The 16,667-nt window shown below is 69.5% G+C and carries 16 protein-coding genes; 7 read left to right on the top strand and 9 right to left on the bottom strand.

All coding sequences use genetic code 11. From position 1 onward, the window contains the following. Positions 1–43 precede the first annotated feature (43 nt). From AB0H42_RS17470 to AB0H42_RS17460, 3 genes are all read left to right on the top strand, one after another. A complete protein-coding gene (locus AB0H42_RS17470) occupies positions 44–1,645 on the top strand; it encodes an FAD-dependent monooxygenase (protein WP_357056727.1) in 1,602 nt (533 codons plus the stop codon). Between the two features lie 183 nt (positions 1,646–1,828). Continuing rightward, complete coding sequence (locus tag AB0H42_RS17465; protein ID WP_357056724.1) at positions 1,829–3,121, top strand: cytochrome P450; 1,293 nt, start codon at positions 1,829–1,831, stop codon at positions 3,119–3,121. 2 nt (positions 3,122–3,123) lie between these two features. Continuing rightward, positions 3,124–3,396: a hypothetical protein gene (locus AB0H42_RS17460; RefSeq protein ID WP_357056722.1), complete on the top strand. Its 273-nt coding sequence runs from the start codon at positions 3,124–3,126 to the stop codon at positions 3,394–3,396. Between the two features lie 152 nt (positions 3,397–3,548). Here the strand turns inward: AB0H42_RS17460 and AB0H42_RS17455 are convergent, their stop codons facing one another. From AB0H42_RS17455 to AB0H42_RS17445, 3 genes are read right to left on the bottom strand one after another with little or no spacing between them, the layout of a single operon-like run. Next, positions 3,549–3,683: a hypothetical protein gene (locus tag AB0H42_RS17455; protein WP_357056719.1), complete on the bottom strand. Its 135-nt coding sequence runs from the start codon at positions 3,681–3,683 to the stop codon at positions 3,549–3,551. A 10-nt stretch (positions 3,684–3,693) separates the two neighbouring features. Then, a complete protein-coding gene (locus AB0H42_RS17450) occupies positions 3,694–3,828 on the bottom strand; it encodes a hypothetical protein (protein WP_357056716.1) in 135 nt (44 codons plus the stop codon). Positions 3,829–3,839: 11 nt separating this feature from the next. Further along, a complete protein-coding gene (locus tag AB0H42_RS17445; RefSeq protein WP_357056996.1) occupies positions 3,840–4,163 on the bottom strand; it encodes a hypothetical protein in 324 nt (107 codons plus the stop codon). 662 nt (positions 4,164–4,825) lie between these two features. Between AB0H42_RS17445 and AB0H42_RS17440 the strand changes: the two genes are divergently transcribed. Next, a complete protein-coding gene (locus AB0H42_RS17440) occupies positions 4,826–5,293 on the top strand; it encodes a PPOX class F420-dependent oxidoreductase (protein WP_357056713.1) in 468 nt (155 codons plus the stop codon). 149 nt (positions 5,294–5,442) lie between these two features. Here the strand turns inward: AB0H42_RS17440 and AB0H42_RS17435 are convergent, their stop codons facing one another. From AB0H42_RS17435 to AB0H42_RS17425, 3 genes are all read right to left on the bottom strand, one after another. Beyond that, positions 5,443–6,408, bottom strand: a complete 966-nt coding sequence (locus tag AB0H42_RS17435) for a glycerate kinase (RefSeq protein WP_357056710.1) — start codon at positions 6,406–6,408, stop codon at positions 5,443–5,445. A 386-nt stretch (positions 6,409–6,794) separates the two neighbouring features. Further along, complete coding sequence (locus tag AB0H42_RS17430) at positions 6,795–7,856, bottom strand: tartrate dehydrogenase (RefSeq protein ID WP_357056707.1); 1,062 nt, start codon at positions 7,854–7,856, stop codon at positions 6,795–6,797. Beyond that, on the bottom strand, positions 7,853–9,256 hold the full coding sequence (locus AB0H42_RS17425) for an NAD-dependent succinate-semialdehyde dehydrogenase (protein ID WP_357056993.1): 1,404 nt from the start codon (positions 9,254–9,256) through the stop codon (positions 7,853–7,855). Before AB0H42_RS17425 ends, AB0H42_RS17430 begins: the two co-directional genes overlap by 4 nt. A 306-nt stretch (positions 9,257–9,562) precedes the next feature. Between AB0H42_RS17425 and trpB the strand changes: the two genes are divergently transcribed. From trpB to AB0H42_RS17410, 3 genes are all read left to right on the top strand, one after another. Further along, positions 9,563–10,804 carry a tryptophan synthase subunit beta gene (gene trpB, locus AB0H42_RS17420; protein WP_357056704.1) on the top strand — a complete coding sequence of 414 codons (1,242 nt, stop codon included), beginning with the start codon at positions 9,563–9,565 and terminating at the stop codon, positions 10,802–10,804. Positions 10,805–11,093: 289 nt separating this feature from the next. Next, entirely contained in the window at positions 11,094–12,557 is a 1,464-nt protein-coding gene (locus tag AB0H42_RS17415) for an MDR family MFS transporter (protein ID WP_357056701.1), read from the top strand. Between the two features lie 122 nt (positions 12,558–12,679). Further along, on the top strand, positions 12,680–13,510 hold the full coding sequence (locus AB0H42_RS17410; RefSeq protein ID WP_357056698.1) for an IclR family transcriptional regulator: 831 nt from the start codon (positions 12,680–12,682) through the stop codon (positions 13,508–13,510). Here the strand turns inward: AB0H42_RS17410 and AB0H42_RS17405 are convergent. Genes AB0H42_RS17405 through AB0H42_RS17395 form a run of 3 tightly spaced genes read right to left on the bottom strand, consistent with a single transcriptional unit; the run spans position 13,485 to position 16,653 of the window. Then, on the bottom strand, positions 13,485–14,480 hold the full coding sequence (locus AB0H42_RS17405) for a D-glycerate dehydrogenase (protein ID WP_357056695.1): 996 nt from the start codon (positions 14,478–14,480) through the stop codon (positions 13,485–13,487). The genes AB0H42_RS17410 and AB0H42_RS17405 overlap by 26 nt on opposite strands. Then, positions 14,477–15,415 (bottom strand): hydroxymethylglutaryl-CoA lyase, encoded by a 939-nt coding sequence (locus AB0H42_RS17400; RefSeq protein WP_357056692.1) that lies wholly within the window; start codon positions 15,413–15,415, stop codon positions 14,477–14,479. Before AB0H42_RS17400 ends, AB0H42_RS17405 begins: the two co-directional genes overlap by 4 nt. Beyond that, the gene (locus AB0H42_RS17395) at positions 15,412–16,653 is read right to left on the bottom strand and encodes a CoA transferase (protein ID WP_357056689.1); all 1,242 of its coding nucleotides are present in this window, start codon (positions 16,651–16,653) and stop codon (positions 15,412–15,414) included. The genes AB0H42_RS17400 and AB0H42_RS17395 overlap by 4 nt, the downstream gene beginning before the upstream one ends. Positions 16,654–16,667 lie beyond the last annotated feature (14 nt).

The raw sequence follows: 16,667 nt of genomic DNA, 5'->3' as shown, positions 1-16,667 counted from the left end.
CGCGACATTTATCGATTTCGATCTGTTCGGAGGGTGATCAGTCATGTCTTCTTCGCGTAGTCCGGTTCTCATCGTGGGCGCCGGTCCGACCGGGCTCACCCTCGGTATCGAGTTACTGCGTCGTGGCGTCGGTATCCGGTTGATCGACAGGCTCACCACCCCCGTGACGACGTCGCGGTCGTTCACAGTGCACACCCGCACTCTGGAGTTGCTGGAACAGGCGGGGATCGTCGACGAGTTCCAGGAGAGGGGTTTGCGCGGGGAGTGGATGGACTACCGGTTCGCGGGTTTCCCGGAGAAGGTGCGGCTGGATTTCACCGGTCTCGACAGCCGATACCCGTATTTCCGCACGATCGGCCAGTGCGATACCGAGGAGATCCTGCGCCGGCATTTCACCGCGCTCGGCGGGGCCATCGACTGGCACACCGAGCTGGTTTCGGTGACCACGGACCCGGACGGCGGAGTCACCGCCATCGTGCGGGACACGAACAGTGGTGAGACCGGAACCGTGCACCCCGACTGGCTGGTCGGTTGCGACGGCGTGCACAGCACCGTCGCCGATTATTCGGGTGCGCAGGTCGGCCGCGCGGAGTATGTGGGGACGGCGATGCGGATGATGGACGTGCCGCTTCGGCGGCAGTCACCGGGTTTCCCGGTGGAGGTCGGCGGTATCGACTACCGCATCACCCGCGATCACATGCTGCTGACGACAGCATTGCCCGGTGGTGTGTGGCGGGTATTGATCAGCGAACCCGGCGACGCCCGCAATATCGACGCTTCGGCCGCGGCGTTCCAGAAGGTCCTCGACGAGCATTTCGGTGGTGCGGTGCGGTTGGGTTCCCCGGAATGGACGACGGTGTTCCGGACGCGACGGCGGCTCACCTCCCGGTATCGCAACGGCCGGATCTTCGTCTGCGGGGACGCCGGTCACGAGCGGTCCCCGGCGGGTGGGCAGGGGATGAACACCTCGATGCAGGACGCGTTCAACCTCGGTTGGAAACTCGCCGCCGTGGTGCACGGCCACACCCGAGAGTCGCTGCTGGACAGCTACGAGGCGGAGCGGCGTCCGATCGCCGAGCAGGTGATCGCCGGTACCCACGAACTGCATTCGGTGCTGATGGACCACGGCCGCCCGGTCGCCGAACGGCTCGCGATCGCTCGCGAACCCGGGTTCACCGAGCAGGCGGTGGCTCGGATCTCCGGCATCGCCTACCGATACGGGAGCGCGCTCGGCACCGGATCACCCTCGCAGCGGCTGTCGGAAGGTTTGGTGGTGGGAGACCGTGCCTCCGACGTGGAGATCACTGCTCGGCTGCGCCTGCACGAACGGTTGCGCCACGGCGGGCACACCCTGGTGGTGGCCCATCGCGACCCGCACGATGCCGCGAATATCTCGGCGCTGCTCACGCGTGTTCGTCACCGATTCGGCGCCCGGGTGGAACCGGTGGTCGTCACCCCTCCCGGGTATCACGGGCCCGGCCCGGCCGGTGCCATCACGGCCGACAGCCGCCGGATCCACGACCGTTACGGCACACCCGGCGGGGACGCCGTCTGCCTTATCCGGCCCGACGGCTATATCGGCGCCCACTGTCTCCTCACCGAGGAGAACACGGCGTTCGCGACGCTGCGCGACACCCTGTCCTGATCAGCCGGAAGTCGCCGGCGAACAGCTTCCCCGACACCCACCGGGAGCAGATGGGCTGCCTCCGGTGCATTCGGGGACTCGACTCGGCGACGACGACGAACTCTTCGAGGTCGTCGCTGCCCCTCATTCGGGCCTCGGAGCCCACTTCTCAGTTGTCTCCCGCCTCTTTCGAAGAAATGGAACATGTCGACTCCACCATCGATCTCCTATCCCCGCACCGATCACCTCGGCTCGTGCCCGGTCGCGCACACCGCACCCGAGGTTTCCACGGAAGCGCGCGTGCCCGTCCACACCCCGGAATTCGCTGCCGACCCGCACCGGATCTACCACGAAATGCGCACGGAATTCGGTGATCTCGCACCCATCGCACTCGCCCCCGGGGTGCCGGCAACCCTGGTACTCGGCTACCAGACCGCGGTCCGGATCCTGCACGATACCGAGCATTTCCCCACCGACCCCCGCACCTGGCAGACCACCGTGCCCGCGGATTCACCGGTACTGCCGATGATGCGCTGGCATCCCGCCGCCCGCTACAGCACCGGGCCCGACCACCAGCGGTACCGGCAGGCGTCGAAAGACAGCATCGACGCCGTCGACGGCCACGCCATGCACACAGTCGTCGAAGAACTGGCGGCCCCGCTGATCAACGGTTTCTGCGAGTCCGGGACCGCCGAGCTGGTGGGAGACTACGCGCGCCCCCTCGTCGTCGCTGTCCTCAACCGAATCATGGGATGTCCGCCCGACATAGGGGCGCGAATCATCGCCGGCACGGCTGCGCGTTTCGACACCGTCGACGCCGTCGCGGGGATGGGTCTGCTGCGGACCGCGCTGACAGAACTGATCCGGCTCAAACGCGACCGTCCGGGCGACGACGCCACCTCACGCCTGCTCGCCCACCCCCGCCGCCTCGACGACGGGGAAGTGCTCGCCCAGTTGCTGAGCTTCTACGGAGCCGGCGGCGAAGCGCAACCGAATCTGATCACCAACACCCTGTTACTGATGATGACCGACGAGCGGTTCGGCGGCGGACTGATCGGCGGGAGTCTGTCCACCCGTGACGCCCTCGACGAGGTGCTGTTCCACGACCCGCCGATCGCGAATTTCTGCACCACCTACCCCCGCACCCCCGTCCTCATCGGCGACACCTGGCTTCCCGCCCACCAACCCGTGCTGATCAGCCTCGCCGCCGCCAACACCGACCCGCGAATCACCGACGGCGACCACACCGGCAACCGCTCTCACCTGTCCTGGAGCACGGGCCCGCATGCCTGCCCGGCCCGCACCCTGGCGTATCAGATCGTGCAGGACGCGATCGATCAACTCCTCGACGCGGTCCCCGATATGGCGCTCGCGGTCCCGCGCGGCGACCTGGTGTGGCGGCCCGGCCCGTTCCACCGGGCCTTGACCCGGCTCCCGGTCACCTTCCGCTCCTGCCCGGCCGTCGCCCTTCCTTCGCGCCACACCGCTCGGGGATGATCGTGAACTCACTGGCCGTTCACCAACTCATCGCCCTCCACGCGACTCGCCCGCACCGGGGCGGACCGCTCGCCGAGGGCACCGGCCCCGGCGCGGGCATCCACACCACGCCCGGCTCGGACCTCGGCGGTGACTGTGCCGTCGATCCGGCGTTCGGTTCCCTGGACGAAACGTTACGGGTACGCGCGGCACACAGCGGTCACACACCGCTGTGCCCTCAATGCCTGGGAGCGATCGCCTATCTCGGCGGACTTCATGACGACAGCTATGAATGACCCCAGGCCCGGGACCCGGCCAGCTGCCTGATTCGGGTATCGCCGCCACCGCCCACCAGCCCCCGGCGCCCCACCCGGCGGCGGGCTTGGTGTCGCCGAGTGGGGTGCCCCGCTTGGGGCCACCGGCCGGGCATCGTGGTGAGACCGCGGAGTCACTCGTTGTCGCGGTGCGGGTTGCCTTCGTTATCCGGAGCGTCGCGGGTACTCGGACCCTGCCCCTTCAACCACCGGAACCCGACCACCACGGCGACCAGTATCGCAATCGCGAGGATGACGAGTAGTTCCATACCTTCGCGCCTACCCGGGTCCGGCGACTTCAACCACCGAGTCGTCCCGGGCCGGTGCGCCCACGGCGTCGGCCATCAGCTCCTCGGCCCGGGACAGATAGCCACCGCGGGACAGACGGTCGTCGATACCCGGCGCGGCCGGCACATCGGCGGCGCTCAGTGGCCCCGTGGCTCACGCAGGGTCGCGCCTTCCTCGAGCTTGATGCGCCGGTGCTCGGCGACCACGATCAGCCCGCCGGCGATCAGGCAGATCACGCCGAGGATCCCGGCGATGACCGCCCAGCCGGCGAAGCCGTAACCGGCGGCGGTGAGGGTCAGCGCCACCAGGACGATGCCGATGGCACCGAGGATGATGCCCGGCCAGTTGCGGGTGTCTTGGATGGTTTCTCCGGCGTGCGAACGGGTGGTCCGTGCGTCGTCGGGGAAACGATGCTCACTTGCGGGGTGACTCTTATTGGGATCGTTGTGTCCGGCGACCATGGTCATGTCCTTCCTGTCGAGCCTACGACCAGGGACGTTGGCCCGAATACCCGCTCGGCGGCGGTTGAATCACGGGCGCGTGGCCGGTCCTATCCGATTCATCCGGCCGGGAAAGGGGGCGGCGGGACCGGGTGCCCGGGGTCCGGGAGGGGTGGGCGATCCGGTGCCGGCCCCGGTAAGGGCCCGGGTTCGGGTGGGACCGGCGGCGGGCCCGGGACGGGCGGCTGTGGTTCCGGCGCGGGGCCGGGAACCGGCGGTTGCGGCTCTCGGGGCCGCGGTTCGGGCGGGGGAGCGGGCAGCGGGGGCGTGGGGTCGGGATCCGGCGCCGGATGCGGTTCCGGAAAGGGACGCTGTGGGTCGGTGGCGCGCATGATGATCGTGCTCCTGTCGCGGGTGCCGGGGCCGGTGCCGCGAGGCGTTTTCGGCCGCTGACCGCGATACCCGCCGCGGGCCTGGCGAATCAGCGGGCGGAGCGGGAATCCACGTGTCCCGGCCGGGCTGCGCCCGTTCGGCGCTCCCTCGGTGGTGTGCTGCGGCCTCGGCCGACGATGGACGTGATGCCCAGGTGCACCGCTGCCCGGCGACGGTCGACATCGTGACCGCGACGGGTGATTATGCTGCGAGGGCACCGCCCGAGTACCGATCCGTCCCGAAAGGTCTCCATGCCGCGTATCGCGACCGCCTCCATCGTCGACAAGCCCGACCTGCTGGCATTCCTGGGTTCGCGCCATCACGGCGTGCTGGTCACCACCCGCGCCGACGGCCGCCCCCAGATGTCACCGGTGACCTGTGGGCTGGATTCACAGGGCCGGATCGTCGTATCCACCTACCCGGGCCGGGCCAAGACCCGCAATATCCGCCGTGAACCGCAGGTGTCGCTCTGTGTCCTCTCCGACGAGTTCGACGACGCCTATGTGCAGGTGGACGGCCGGGCCGAGATACTCGATATGCCCGAGGCGCTCGACGGTCTGGTCGACTACTACCGCGGTATCGCCGGTGAGCACCCGGACTGGGACGAATACCGGGCGGCGATGGCACGACAGGGCAAATCGCTCATCCGCATCGATATCGAGCGCTGGGGGCCGATCGCCACGGGCGGCTTCCCACCGGAGGTCGGTACCGCCGGCTGACCGCTGGTCCGGCGACGGTCCGCGCCCGCCCATTCCGTCATCGACGGCTGTGTGCAGGGCGTCGATATCGAGCTGTCCCCGGTGGGCCGGATGACGATCGGATGCTGTAGAGGCGGGACTCCGCGGCCGGCTCGGGTTCGTCCGTGCCGTCAGGGCGCGGCGGTGCCGATCCGCCGCCCGGCCGCCCGCATGGCCTCGGTATCAGAGGCCACGATGACCTCGGCGAAACGGGACCGGTAGTCACCCAGATCGTCCCCGACGGAGCCCACCACCGCGTACACCGGGGTGTCGCCGGCCCGCCCGAGAATCGCCGAAATGATCTTGCCGGCCCGCGTCTGCCCGTCGAGTCGCCCTTCGCCGACGACGATGGTGCCCACCTGTGCGGCGAGGGTGTCGAATCCCGCGCTGTCGAGCACGTACTCCGCGCCGGAGCGCAATTCGGCCCCGTACTGTGCCCACATGCCGCCGGAGAATCCCCCGGCGGCTCCGGTCGCGTCGACCCCGGACGGATCGCGGGGCAGGGTGCGCGCGGTGTCGGCGAGTCGCCGGGTCAGCAGTTCGACGGTGGCCGGGTCGGCGCCCTTCTGCGGTCCGAACACCCGGGCGGCCTCCACATAGCGGGTGGTGACATCGGTGAGCACAGTGATCGCAGCCCCGCCGAGACCGCCGGAGTCCTCGATGGCCGCGATCGCTCCCATACCCCCGTCGGTGGTGGCCGATCCGCCCGCGGCGACCACGATCCGCCACGCTCCGCGCCGCACCGCCGCCGCGATGAGCATGCCGGTGCCGTAGGTATTCGCGGCGACCGGATCGCGCGGACCGTTGTGCGCGGTGGTGATACCGCTGGCCGCGGCGATCTCGATCACCGCGATGCCGTCGTCGGACAGCCCGAAGGTGGCCGCACCGGGGACACCCCACGGATTGCGTGCCGCGACCGTCACCGGGTGGAGTCCCAGCGGCCCGGTGAGGGCGGCGAGGGTACCTTCACCGCCGTCGGCGACCGGGAGGCGCACCGCGGTCGCGCCTGTTCCCTCGACGCCGCCGGCGATGGCGTCGGCGACCTCGGCGGCGGTGTAGGTGCCTTTGAAACTGTCGGGACAGACCAGGATCGTCACGCCGCGCCCCCGCCGATCGCCACGGACCCGCGCGCCTCTCCGGGCCGCGCCCGATCGGCAACGGGATTCCCGGATGCCGCGGGGAACCGGATCGAACCGCCGCCGGGTGGCCGCCGCGTCCCTCGGCCGGTCGACGCCGTGCACACACTCATGGCGACCGACTCTATCGGGCACCGACCGCACTGCGTGTATACCCATCGTGCAGTAGGGCCCGGTGTCAACCTGATGCCGCGACCCGGACATTGTCCGGGTCGCGGTGGTGCTGTGACGATTGCGCCCACCGACTACCGCTCCTCGTGGCCGGCGCGCCGCGGCCGGCTTCATCGGGGACAGGGCAGCCCGGCCGGGCCGGGGCCGGTATGGACGGCATCGGCCCGGCCGGCCGCTCAGGCGTGCAGCAGCGCCGAGGCCCGGTCGGCGATCTCGGCGCCGACCTCGGTGGTGGTGGCCGTGCCGCCGAGATCGGGCGTGCGCGGCCCGCCGTTGCCGAGGACATCGGTGACCGCCCGGTCGACCGCCGCCGCCGCGACGTGCTCGCCCAGATGATCGAGCAGCATGGCGCCCGCCAGGATCTGCGCCACCGGGTTGGCGATGCCCTGACCCGCGATATCGGGGGCGCTACCGTGGACCGCCTCGAACATCGACGGCGCGTCCCGGGCCGGGTTGATATTGCCCGAGGGCGCCAGCCCCAGTCCGCCGGTGACGGCGGCGGCGAGATCGGAGAGGATATCGCCGAAGAGGTTGGAGCCGACGATCACATCGAGCCGGTCGGGATGCAGCACGATCTCGGCGGCCAGCGCGTCGACGTGCATCTGCCGGGTCTGCACGGCCGGGTATTCCGCGGCGATCCGTTCGAAGATCTCGTCCCAATAGGGCATGGAGTGAATGAGACCGTTCGATTTCGTGGCCGAGCAGACGCGGCCCGCGCGTTCGGTGGCCCGGTCGAAGGCGTACCGGATGATCCGTTCGCAGCCGACCCGGGTGAAAACGGATTCCTGCAGGACGAATTCGTCCGGCCGGCCGGGATTGTGCCGGCCGCCGATCTCGGAGTACTCACCCTCGGAGTTCTCGCGCACGATGAGCAGGTCCAGATCGGCGGCGGTGCGGTCGCGCAGCGCCGAGGTGGTGCCGGGCAGCAGCCGCACCGGGCGCAGATTGACGTATTGGCCGAAGGCCCGGCGCAGCGGGATGAGCAGACCCCACAGCGAGATGTGGTCGGGTACCCCGGGGAAACCGACGGCGCCCAGCAGGATCGCGTCGAACCCGGCGAGCCGCTCCGGTCCGTCGGCGGGCATCATCGCGCCGGTGCGCAGGTAGTTCTCGCAGGACCAGTCGAATTCGGTCCATTCGATGCCGGGCAGCACCCGGTCGAGAACTTTCGTCGCCTCGGCGGTCACGTCGACGCCGATACCGTCGCCCGGGATCGTCGCGATCCGATAGGAAGTCACAGTGGCACTCCGATGTATTTGATCTCGAGGAACTCGTCGATGCCGACCAGGCCGCCCTCGCGGCCGAGACCGGATTCTTTCACCCCGCCGAACGGCGCGGCCGGATTGGATACGACACCCTGGTTCAGGCCGACCATTCCGGTGTCGAGCGCTTCGCTGATCCGCAGCCCGCGCCGCAGACCTTCGGTGTAGACATAGCTCACCAGACCATACGGGGTGTCGTTGGCGCGGGCGACGGCCTCGTCCTCGGTATCGAAGGTCGCGATACTCGCGACCGGCCCGAACACCTCGGTATGGCAGATCTGTGCCTCGTCGGGCACATCCACCAGGACGGTGGCGGGATAGAAGTTCCCCGGACCGTCGAGCGGGTCACCGCCCAGCAGTACGCGGGCGCCGCGGGCCCGGGCGTCGGCGACCAGTTCGGTCACCTTGGTCACCGCGTCGGTATCGATCAGCGGGCCCACGACGACCCCGGGTTCGGTGCCGCGGCCCAGCGGCAGCTCGCCCATACGCGCGGCCAGCCGCTCCGCGAATTCGGCGGCCACCCCGCGCTGGACGAGGAACCGGTTCGCCGCGGTGCACGCCTGCCCGATATTGCGCATCTTCGCCGCCATCGCCCCGTCGACCGCCGCGTCCAGGTCGGCGTCGTCGAAGACGAGGAACGGTGCGTTGCCGCCCAGTTCCATCGAGGTTCGCATGACGGTGCGCGCGCACTGCTCGAGCAGTTTCTTGCCCACCGCGGTCGAGCCGGTGAAGGACAGTTTGCGCGAGCGCGGGTCGTGGATGAGCGGTGTCATCAGGGCGCCCGGATCCGAGGTGGTCACCACGTTCACCACCCCGGCCGGCACACCGGCCTCGTGCAGGACCCGCGCCAGCGCCAGAGTGCACAGCGGGGTCTGTTCGGCGGGTTTGACCACGCTGGTGCAGCCGGCGGCGAGGGCGGGCCCGATCTTGCGGGCGCCCATGGCCATCGGGAAGTTCCAGGGGGTGATGAGCAGGCTCGGCCCGACGGGCTGCCTGGTGACCAGGAACCGGGAGCCGCCGCCGGGCGCGGGCATGTATCCACCGTCGAGGCGCACGGCCTCCTCGGCGAACCAGCGGAAGAACTCCGCGGCGTAGGTGATCTCGCCGCGGGCTTCCGCCAGCGGTTTACCCATTTCGAGTGTCGCGATCAGGGCGAGGCGGTCGGCGTCGTCGAGCAGTAGCCGATGGGCGCGCATGAGGATCTCGCTGCGCTCACGGGGCGCGGTGCGCGCCCAGCCGGCCTGGGCGGCCGCCGCGGCGTCCAGCGCGGCCAGACCGTCCTCGGGGGTGGCGTCGGCGACCTCGCACAGCCGCTGTCCGGTCGCCGGATCCAGGACGGGCAGGGTCTTCGCGGTGTCGCGGGTGCGGCCGTCGATGAAGAGGCCGGTGGGTACCGACTCGACGGCTTCCCGTTCGGCGGCGGTGAGTGTTGCTTCCGTGAGCACGGTGGGACGCTCCTCCCTGACGGCGGCCGGTCGAGCCTGGCCGGATTGTCGACAATCCTACAATAGAGATCAGTTCTCGTGGGGGGGAAGGCTCCGATTGCGCGTTACGCGACGACGCGGCGAGAATCCAACCCTTTAGTACTGTTAACTACTCCGTTGCCGAGAGGTGACCCGGCGCTTGCGCCGGGCGTGCAGAATTCTCGCGGCGGAGTCGCGAACAGGGAATGTGAGTGCTGGATGGTCGTCGATCACGAGGTCGCGCGAAATGCTTTACGGCCCGGGGATTTCCCGGATGAGCGCGGCCGATTCGGCCGATTCGGCGGCAGATATGTCCCCGAGGGTCTCATGGCCGCCCTGCTCGACCTGGAGCGCGCATACGACGCGGCCCGCGCCGATCCGGCGTTCGTCCGGGAACTGACCGGCCTGCTGCGCAGCCGGGTCGGCCGGCCCACCCTGCTGCACCGGGTACCGCAGTTCGCGGCGCGGCTGGGTACCCCGGCGCCGACGGTCTATCTCAAGCGGGAGGATATGGCCCACACCGGGTCACACAAGATCAACAACGCGCTCGGGCAGGGGTTGCTGGCCCAGCGCATGGGCAAACGCCGCATCGTTGCCGAAACCGGTGCGGGACAACACGGAGTGGCCGTCGCGACCGTGGGCGCGATGCTCGGTTTGAGCTGCACCATCTATATGGGCGCCGTCGATATGGAACGGCAGCGGGCGAATGTGATCCGGATGCGACTGCTCGGCGCCGAGGTGCGGGCGGTGGAAACCGGGAACCGGCGGATCAAGGAGGCGATCACCGAATCGGTCCGCGACTGGGTTTCGCAGGTGGACACCACCCACTACCTGCTGGGCAGTGCGGCCGGGCCCACTCCCTATCCGCGGATCGTGCGGGATTTCCAGCACCCCATCGGGGCGGAGGCGCGGTCCCAGATATTGACCGCCGAGGGCCGATTACCCGACTACGTCATCGCCTGTGTCGGCGGCGGCAGCAATGCCCTCGGCGCGTTCCGTGCCTTCGTGGCCGATCCGGGGGTGCGGTTGTTCGGTGCGGAGGCCGCCGGGCGCGGAATGGAGACCGGCGCGCACGCGGCTTCGCTGAGCGCCGGCAGTCCCGGCGAGATCGACGGCACTTTCAGCTACCTGCTGCAGGACGACGACGGTCAGATCGCCGGGACGCACAGTGTGGCCGCGGGTCTGGACTATCCGGGTGTGGGCCCGGAACTCAGCCATCTCGAGGACAGCGGCCGCCTGACCGCAGTCCCGGTCACCGATGCACTCGCGCTGCGCGGGATGGAGGTCCTCGCGCACAGCGAGGGCATCATCCCCGCCCTGGAATCCGCGCACGCGGTGGGCTGCCTGCTCGAGCTGGCCGAGCGCGGTGAACTGGCCGCCGGGTCGGTGATCCTGCTGTGTCTGTCCGGGCGCGGCGACAAGGACCTCGAGATCGCGGCCGAGCACCTGGGGCTCTGCTGACCTTCCGGTCGCCCGTTCTCCGATGTGTCCCGCGGGCTCAGGTGACCTCACTCATATCGGCGCGTGCAGTGGTCGCGGGCGGGGGCCGTCGCGACCTGGGCGATCGGGCGCTGACCGGGAATACAGCCGCCCGAAAAGCGATTGATCTCTGCGCAGCCGTAAGAAACACTGGCGCGTCACCGATGAGCCGAGCGCCGCTCACTCGTCTGTTCTGACGTACGCCGGGCAACGGTCATCGACGACCCCGCTCCGTTCACGCCAGATCACTCACGACCTCCGGAGGTAGCCGATGCCCGCCCTGTTATCCGATCGCCGGACCGGAGGAGGCACCCCGGCCGTCGTTCGGTTGCTGGTGATCGCGACCTTCGTGGTGATCCTGAACGAGACCATCATGATCAACGCGATCCCGCGCCTGATGCACGACCTCGAAGTCACCGAGCGGGCCGCGCAGTGGGTGTCGACCTCCTTCATGCTCACCATGGCAGCCGTCATCCCGGTCACCGGCTGGTTCCTGCAGCGGGTCACCACGCGGCGCGCCTACGCGCTGGCCATGGGTATCTTCCTCGCCGGGACGGCGCTGTCGGCGGTGGCGCCCTCGTTCGCGGTACTGCTCGCCGGGCGAATCGTCCAGGCCGGTGGTACCGCGGTGATGATGCCGCTGCTGATGACGACCCTGATGACCGTGGTGCCCGAACGCGACCGCGGCCGGGTCATGGGCAATGTCACCCTGGCCATTTCGGTGGCTCCGGCCATGGGACCGGTCATCTCCGGTCTGGTTCTGCAGATCGCCTCATGGCGCTGGCTGTTCGTGCTGGTGCTGCCGATCGCGGGCGCGGTCACCTGGTTCGGGTTGCGACGGCTGGAGAACATCGGAGAACCGGAGACCGGTTCGCTCGACTGGTTCAGCGTCGTCTCCGCCGCGCTCGGTTTCGGCAGCCTGGTGTACGGATTGAGCCGGTTCGAAGCGGGCACGGTCGCCACCCCGGTCCTCATCACCCTCGCCGGCGCCGTCCTGATCGGCCTGTTCGTCGCCCGGCAGCTGTGGTTGCAGCGGCACGGCACCCCGCTCCTGGATCTGCGGATCCTGCGCTCGCGCACCTACAGCCTGGGCCTGGTCCTGATGGCGGTCGCGTTCCTGGCCATGCTCGGCTCGATGATGCTGCTGCCGTTGTATCTGCAGAACCTGCGTGGTCTGTCGCCATTGGAGACCGGGCTGCTGGTCATGCCCGGCGGTCTGGCCATGGGTGTGCTCGGCCCGGTGATCGGCCGCCTGTTCGACCGGTTCGGCGGCCGCGTCCTGGTGATCCCGGGGGCAATCGGGATCACCGCCGCGCTGGCCGGTTTCACCCAGATCTCGGTCACCATGCCGTACTGGCAGCTGCTGGCCCTGCACATCCTGCTCATGCTGTCACTCGCCGCGGCCTTCACTCCCGTGTTCACCCTCGCGCTCGGGGCCCTGCCGGAGGACCTCTACTCGCACGGCAGCTCCATGCTGGGCACCCTGCAGCAGGTCGCCGCCGCGCTGGGGACGGCGCTGGTGGTCACCGTGATGGCGAGTCGCACCAGTGCGCTGCAGGCCACGGGTATCGATACGCTGACCGCGCAACTGGACGGGATGCGGTTGGCCTTCGTAGTGTCGGCGGCGCTGTCGCTGGTGGTGATCGTGACGGCGATCCTGCTGCCCAACCGGTCCGGCGCACCCGGCGCAACCGGCGGCACCCAGCATCCCGAACCCGAGCTCGCGAAGATCTGAGCGACCCTGGACCCGGTATGTACCCGACGTGGTCCGCGCCGCCGGCGGCCACCGCGGTCCGGGCGGCAAGGTCGCGGTGGCCTACGGCCGGGTCGGGCCGGACACCGCGTAGATTCGGCGATATGTCGAGGCAAGACGGCGGTGCGGCCGCGAACCACCAGCCGCTGCTGGTATTGGGGAAGATCACCGAGATCCTCGATGCCTTCTCCCTGGCCCGGCCGTCGTTGACGCTGGGCGAGATCCAGCAGGCCACCGGGTTGCCGACCTCCACGGTGCAGCGGCTGGTCACCAATATGGTGGCGCAGGGCCTGCTGGACCGGGCGGGGGACCGGATCCGGGTCGGGCTGCGGATGAGCTATTGGGCGGCGACGGCGGTCAAGGGACTGGACCTGCTGGCGATCGTCGACCCGGTACTGCGCGAAATCCGGGACGAGACGGGGGAGACCGCCTGTGTCTTCCGCGCCGAACACGGTTTCCGGGTGTGCGTGGCCATCGCCGAAACCCGGCACGCGCTGCGCCGGGACATGTACGTAGGCAAAATCATTCCGCTCTACGCCGGGTCGGCGGGCCGGATCCTGCTGGCCTGGGATCCCGAGCTCGCCGAGCGGGTATTGGCGGCACCACTGGAACCGCTGACCGAGGGCACCGTCACCAGCCCACCGGAACTGCGGTCGCTCATCTCCCGGGCGAAGGCCGACGGCTACGCGATCAGCGCCGGAGAGCGGGAGGATTCGGCATCGGGGCTGTCCGCGCCGATATTCGACGCGGCCGGAAGGGTGGTGGCGGCGTTGACGATCAGCGGCCCCACCCTGCGGATGCCGCTGACGCAGTGCGAAGCGTGGGTGGACCTGCTCGTCGGCTACGCCGAACAGGTCACCCGCACCCTCGGCGGTCGTATTCCGGCCGCCGACCCCGGGCCCGCCGCGGTCAGTGCGCCCGCGCCTCCGGGTTGACCGGGTACGGCGGCAGTTCGGCGCGGAGCATGGCGACGGCGTTCTCCGCGCAGCGGCGGGCCATCTCGGCGCGTACCGGGACCGTGGCGCTCCCGACATGCGGCAGCAGCACGGTATTGGGCAGTTCGGCCAGGCCCGGCGCCAGTCGCGGTTCGTCCTCGTACACATCCAATCCCGCGCCCGCGATGGTCCCGTCGCGCAAGGCCGTGACCAGCGCCTGCTCGTCGACGATCGGCCCGCGCGCGGTATTGATCAGAATCGCCGACCGTTTCATCGACCGGAGCACGGATTCGTCCACGAGATGGCGGGTCTCGGCGTTCAGCGGTACATGCAACGAGAGATAATCGCTGGTGGCGACCAGTTCCGGCCACGGCAGCTGCTGTACTCGTCCGGCGAATTCGCCGAGCTCGTCCTCGCTCACCACCCGGTCGCCGGGCGGGCGTGGGGAGAACGCCACGGTCATTCCGAAAGCGAGCGCGCGCCGCGCGGTGGCGCGGGCGATCCGGCCGAAACCGGCCAGGCCCAGGGTCCGGCCGCTGACATCGTGGCCCAGCAGCAGTTCCGGTTCCCAGCCGTGGAACTCGCCGGACCGGACGAAGGTATCGGCCTCCACGCACCGGCGCGCGACCGCCAGGATCAGCAGCAGAGCGATATCGGCCGTCGCGTCGGTCAGGACGCCGGGGGTGTTGCCCACGACGATGGAGTTCGCGGTGGCCGCCGCGATATCGATATTGTTGTATCCCACCGCGAAATTGCTGATCCCGGTGATCTTCGCCCGATCCAGCAGTTCGGCGTCGAATTCGTCGCGCAACTGCGCGACCACCACCCGGTAGTCCCCGGACGCGCAGGCGTCGGCCAATTGCGCACGGCTCATCCGGGTCTCGGCCACTGTCACCGATCCGGCGGCTTCGAGTAGCCGCATCCCGGGATCGGGCAGGGGGGTGGTGACGAGGAAATCCGCGGCCCTCACGACTGTCCGCCGATCACCCAGTCGAAGGCCCGGGCCTTCGAGCGGGCACCCTGCGCGGTCTTGGACCGGTTGGGCTCGCCCAGGTCGGCGAGCAGCGACTCCCCGGTCTCGACCACGGTCGCCAGCACGGCGGGAGTGAGCCAGTCGGGGCGGGTGGCGAACAGCAGGTCCTCGGTCGCGGTGTTACCGCTCGCGCCCGGGGCGAACGGGCAGCCACCCAATCCACCCAGCGACCCATCTACCAGCGTGGCGCCCGCGTCGATGGCCGCCAGCGTGTTCGCGACACCCAGGCCCCAGGTGTCGTGACCGTGGTAGACGATGCGGCGCGGCGGGGTGTGCGCGCGGACGCCCTCGACGAGCTGTCGCACCTGGGCCGGGACAGCCTGGCCCAGCGTGTCGGCGAGGACGATATCGGCGGCGCCGCCGGTCCGCGGATCCGCGGCGATACCCAGCACCCGGGCCGGATCGACGAGACCTTCGAAGGGGCAGGTGAACGCGGTCGCGATACACAGCTGGATGGTGCCCCCGCAGTCGCGGGTCAGCTCGATCGCCGCGGGCATGGCGGCGACGCTGTCCTCGGTGGTGCGCCCGATATTGGCCTTGTTGTGCGAGTCCGATGCCGACAGGCAGTACTGGAAATTACGCGCACCCGCCGCGGCCGCCTTCTCGATATGCCGTGGCGTGGCCACCCACACCCAGCATTTCGCGAGTTCCTCGGGCGTCAGCGCCGCGATCACCTCGAGTGAATCGGCCAGCGGCGGCACCAGGTCCGGGCGGGCCATGGAGCCGATCTCGAGCTCGGGGATACCGAGCGCGAGCAGGTCGCGGACCAGCGCCACCTTCCGTTCGGTCTCCAGCGGTTTGCCGGTGAGCTGCAGCCCGTCGCGCAGCGTCACGTCGCGCAGCTGCGCCGCCGGTGTGTAGCTGAAGGTCATGCCGTAACCCCTGTTTCCGAAGCGCCTGTGACGGCGTCGATCTCGTCGTCGGTGAGGCGCAGTACCGTGGCGAGTACTTCGCGTGTGTGTTCACCCAGGTCGGGGCCGATTGTACGGATCGGTAGCGAGGCCCCGCCGATCACCGGGACGATGCCGGGGAAGCCCACCGTGGCGGGTTCGTCCGCGCCCGTGTCCACCTCGAACCGCTGGATCATGTTCCGGGCGGCGTACTGCTCGTCGGCGCAGATATCGGCCGCGGTGTAGATCGGGCCGGACGGTACGCCGGCCGCGTCGAGGAGCCGCAGCGCCTCCGCGCGGGTGTGCCGGCTCGTCCAGTCGGCGATCGCGGCATCCAGTTCGTCGCGGCGGGCCCAGCGTCCGGCGTTGTCGCGCAGTTCCGGGTCGGCGCCGAGGTCCGGGCGGCCGATGGTCTCCATATAGCGCGCGAAGATGGCGTCGCCGTTGCCCGCGACGATGATGCTGGTGCCGTCGCTGCACGGGTAGGCGTTACTGGGGGCGATGCCCTCCATCCGGCCGCCGACACGTTCGCGTCGCACGCCGTAGGCGAGATAGTCGGGGACCAGGGACTCCATCACCGACAGGATCGACTCGTTGAGCGCCACATCGATGATCCGTTCCGGCAACGGGATCGGGGTATCGCTGCGGGCCCGCTGGAACAGGGCCATCACGGTGCCGAACGCGGCGTAGATACCGGCAATGGAATCGCCGATGGACACACCGGTACGCACCGGCGGCCGGTCCGGATCGCCGATGAGCTCGCGCAGCCCGCCGACCGCTTCGGCCACCGCCGCGAAACCGGGCCGGGCGGCCTGCGGGCCGGTCTGCCCGTACGCGGAGATCCGGGTGATCACCACAGCCGGATTGGCTTCGTGCAGTGCATCGGGGCCGAGCCCCCATTTCTCCAGCGTCCCGGGCCGGAAGTTCTCCAGCAGTACATCGCATTCGCGGACCAGATCCAGGATGAGGGCGCGGCCCGCCTCGGTCTTCAGGTCCACCACGATGGACTTCTTGTTGCGGTTCACCGTGCGGTACAGCATGGAGGTCTCACCGCTGTAGAGGCGCCAGCGGCGCAGTTCGTCACCGGTCACCGGACGTTCGACTTTGATCACCTCGGCGCCGAAATCGGCGAGCATCCGGCCGGCGGTCGGGGCGGCGATGTAGTTGCCGAGTTCCAGGACCCGGATACCGGCGAGCGGCCGGACGGGCTCGTTGCGCATATCTTTCCTATCGT

The organism is Nocardia sp. NPDC050799, assembly GCF_040654015.1.
Lineage (GTDB): Bacteria > Actinomycetota > Actinomycetes > Mycobacteriales > Mycobacteriaceae > Nocardia.
Note: the sequence above shows the minus strand (reverse complement) of the source record. Positions and strands in the feature narration are given on the sequence as shown.

What these genes read in the sequence shown, in the direction of transcription:
- AB0H42_RS17440 (WP_357056713.1), top strand. Translation starts at nt 4,826, where the DNA reads ATGCCGCGTATCGCGACCGCCTCCATCGTCGACAAGCCCGACCTGCTG.
- AB0H42_RS17395 (WP_357056689.1), bottom strand. Translation starts at nt 16,653, where the DNA reads ATGCGCAACGAGCCCGTCCGGCCGCTCGCCGGTATCCGGGTCCTGGAA.
- AB0H42_RS17400 (WP_357056692.1), bottom strand. Translation starts at nt 15,415, where the DNA reads ATGACCTTCAGCTACACACCGGCGGCGCAGCTGCGCGACGTGACGCTG.
- trpB (WP_357056704.1), top strand. Translation starts at nt 9,563, where the DNA reads ATGGTCGTCGATCACGAGGTCGCGCGAAATGCTTTACGGCCCGGGGAT.
- AB0H42_RS17445 (WP_357056996.1), bottom strand. Translation starts at nt 4,163, where the DNA reads ATGGTCGCCGGACACAACGATCCCAATAAGAGTCACCCCGCAAGTGAG.
- AB0H42_RS17415 (WP_357056701.1), top strand. Translation starts at nt 11,094, where the DNA reads ATGCCCGCCCTGTTATCCGATCGCCGGACCGGAGGAGGCACCCCGGCC.
- AB0H42_RS17410 (WP_357056698.1), top strand. Translation starts at nt 12,680, where the DNA reads ATGTCGAGGCAAGACGGCGGTGCGGCCGCGAACCACCAGCCGCTGCTG.
- AB0H42_RS17470 (WP_357056727.1), top strand. Translation starts at nt 44, where the DNA reads ATGTCTTCTTCGCGTAGTCCGGTTCTCATCGTGGGCGCCGGTCCGACC.
- AB0H42_RS17465 (WP_357056724.1), top strand. Translation starts at nt 1,829, where the DNA reads ATGTCGACTCCACCATCGATCTCCTATCCCCGCACCGATCACCTCGGC.
- AB0H42_RS17455 (WP_357056719.1), bottom strand. Translation starts at nt 3,683, where the DNA reads ATGGAACTACTCGTCATCCTCGCGATTGCGATACTGGTCGCCGTGGTG.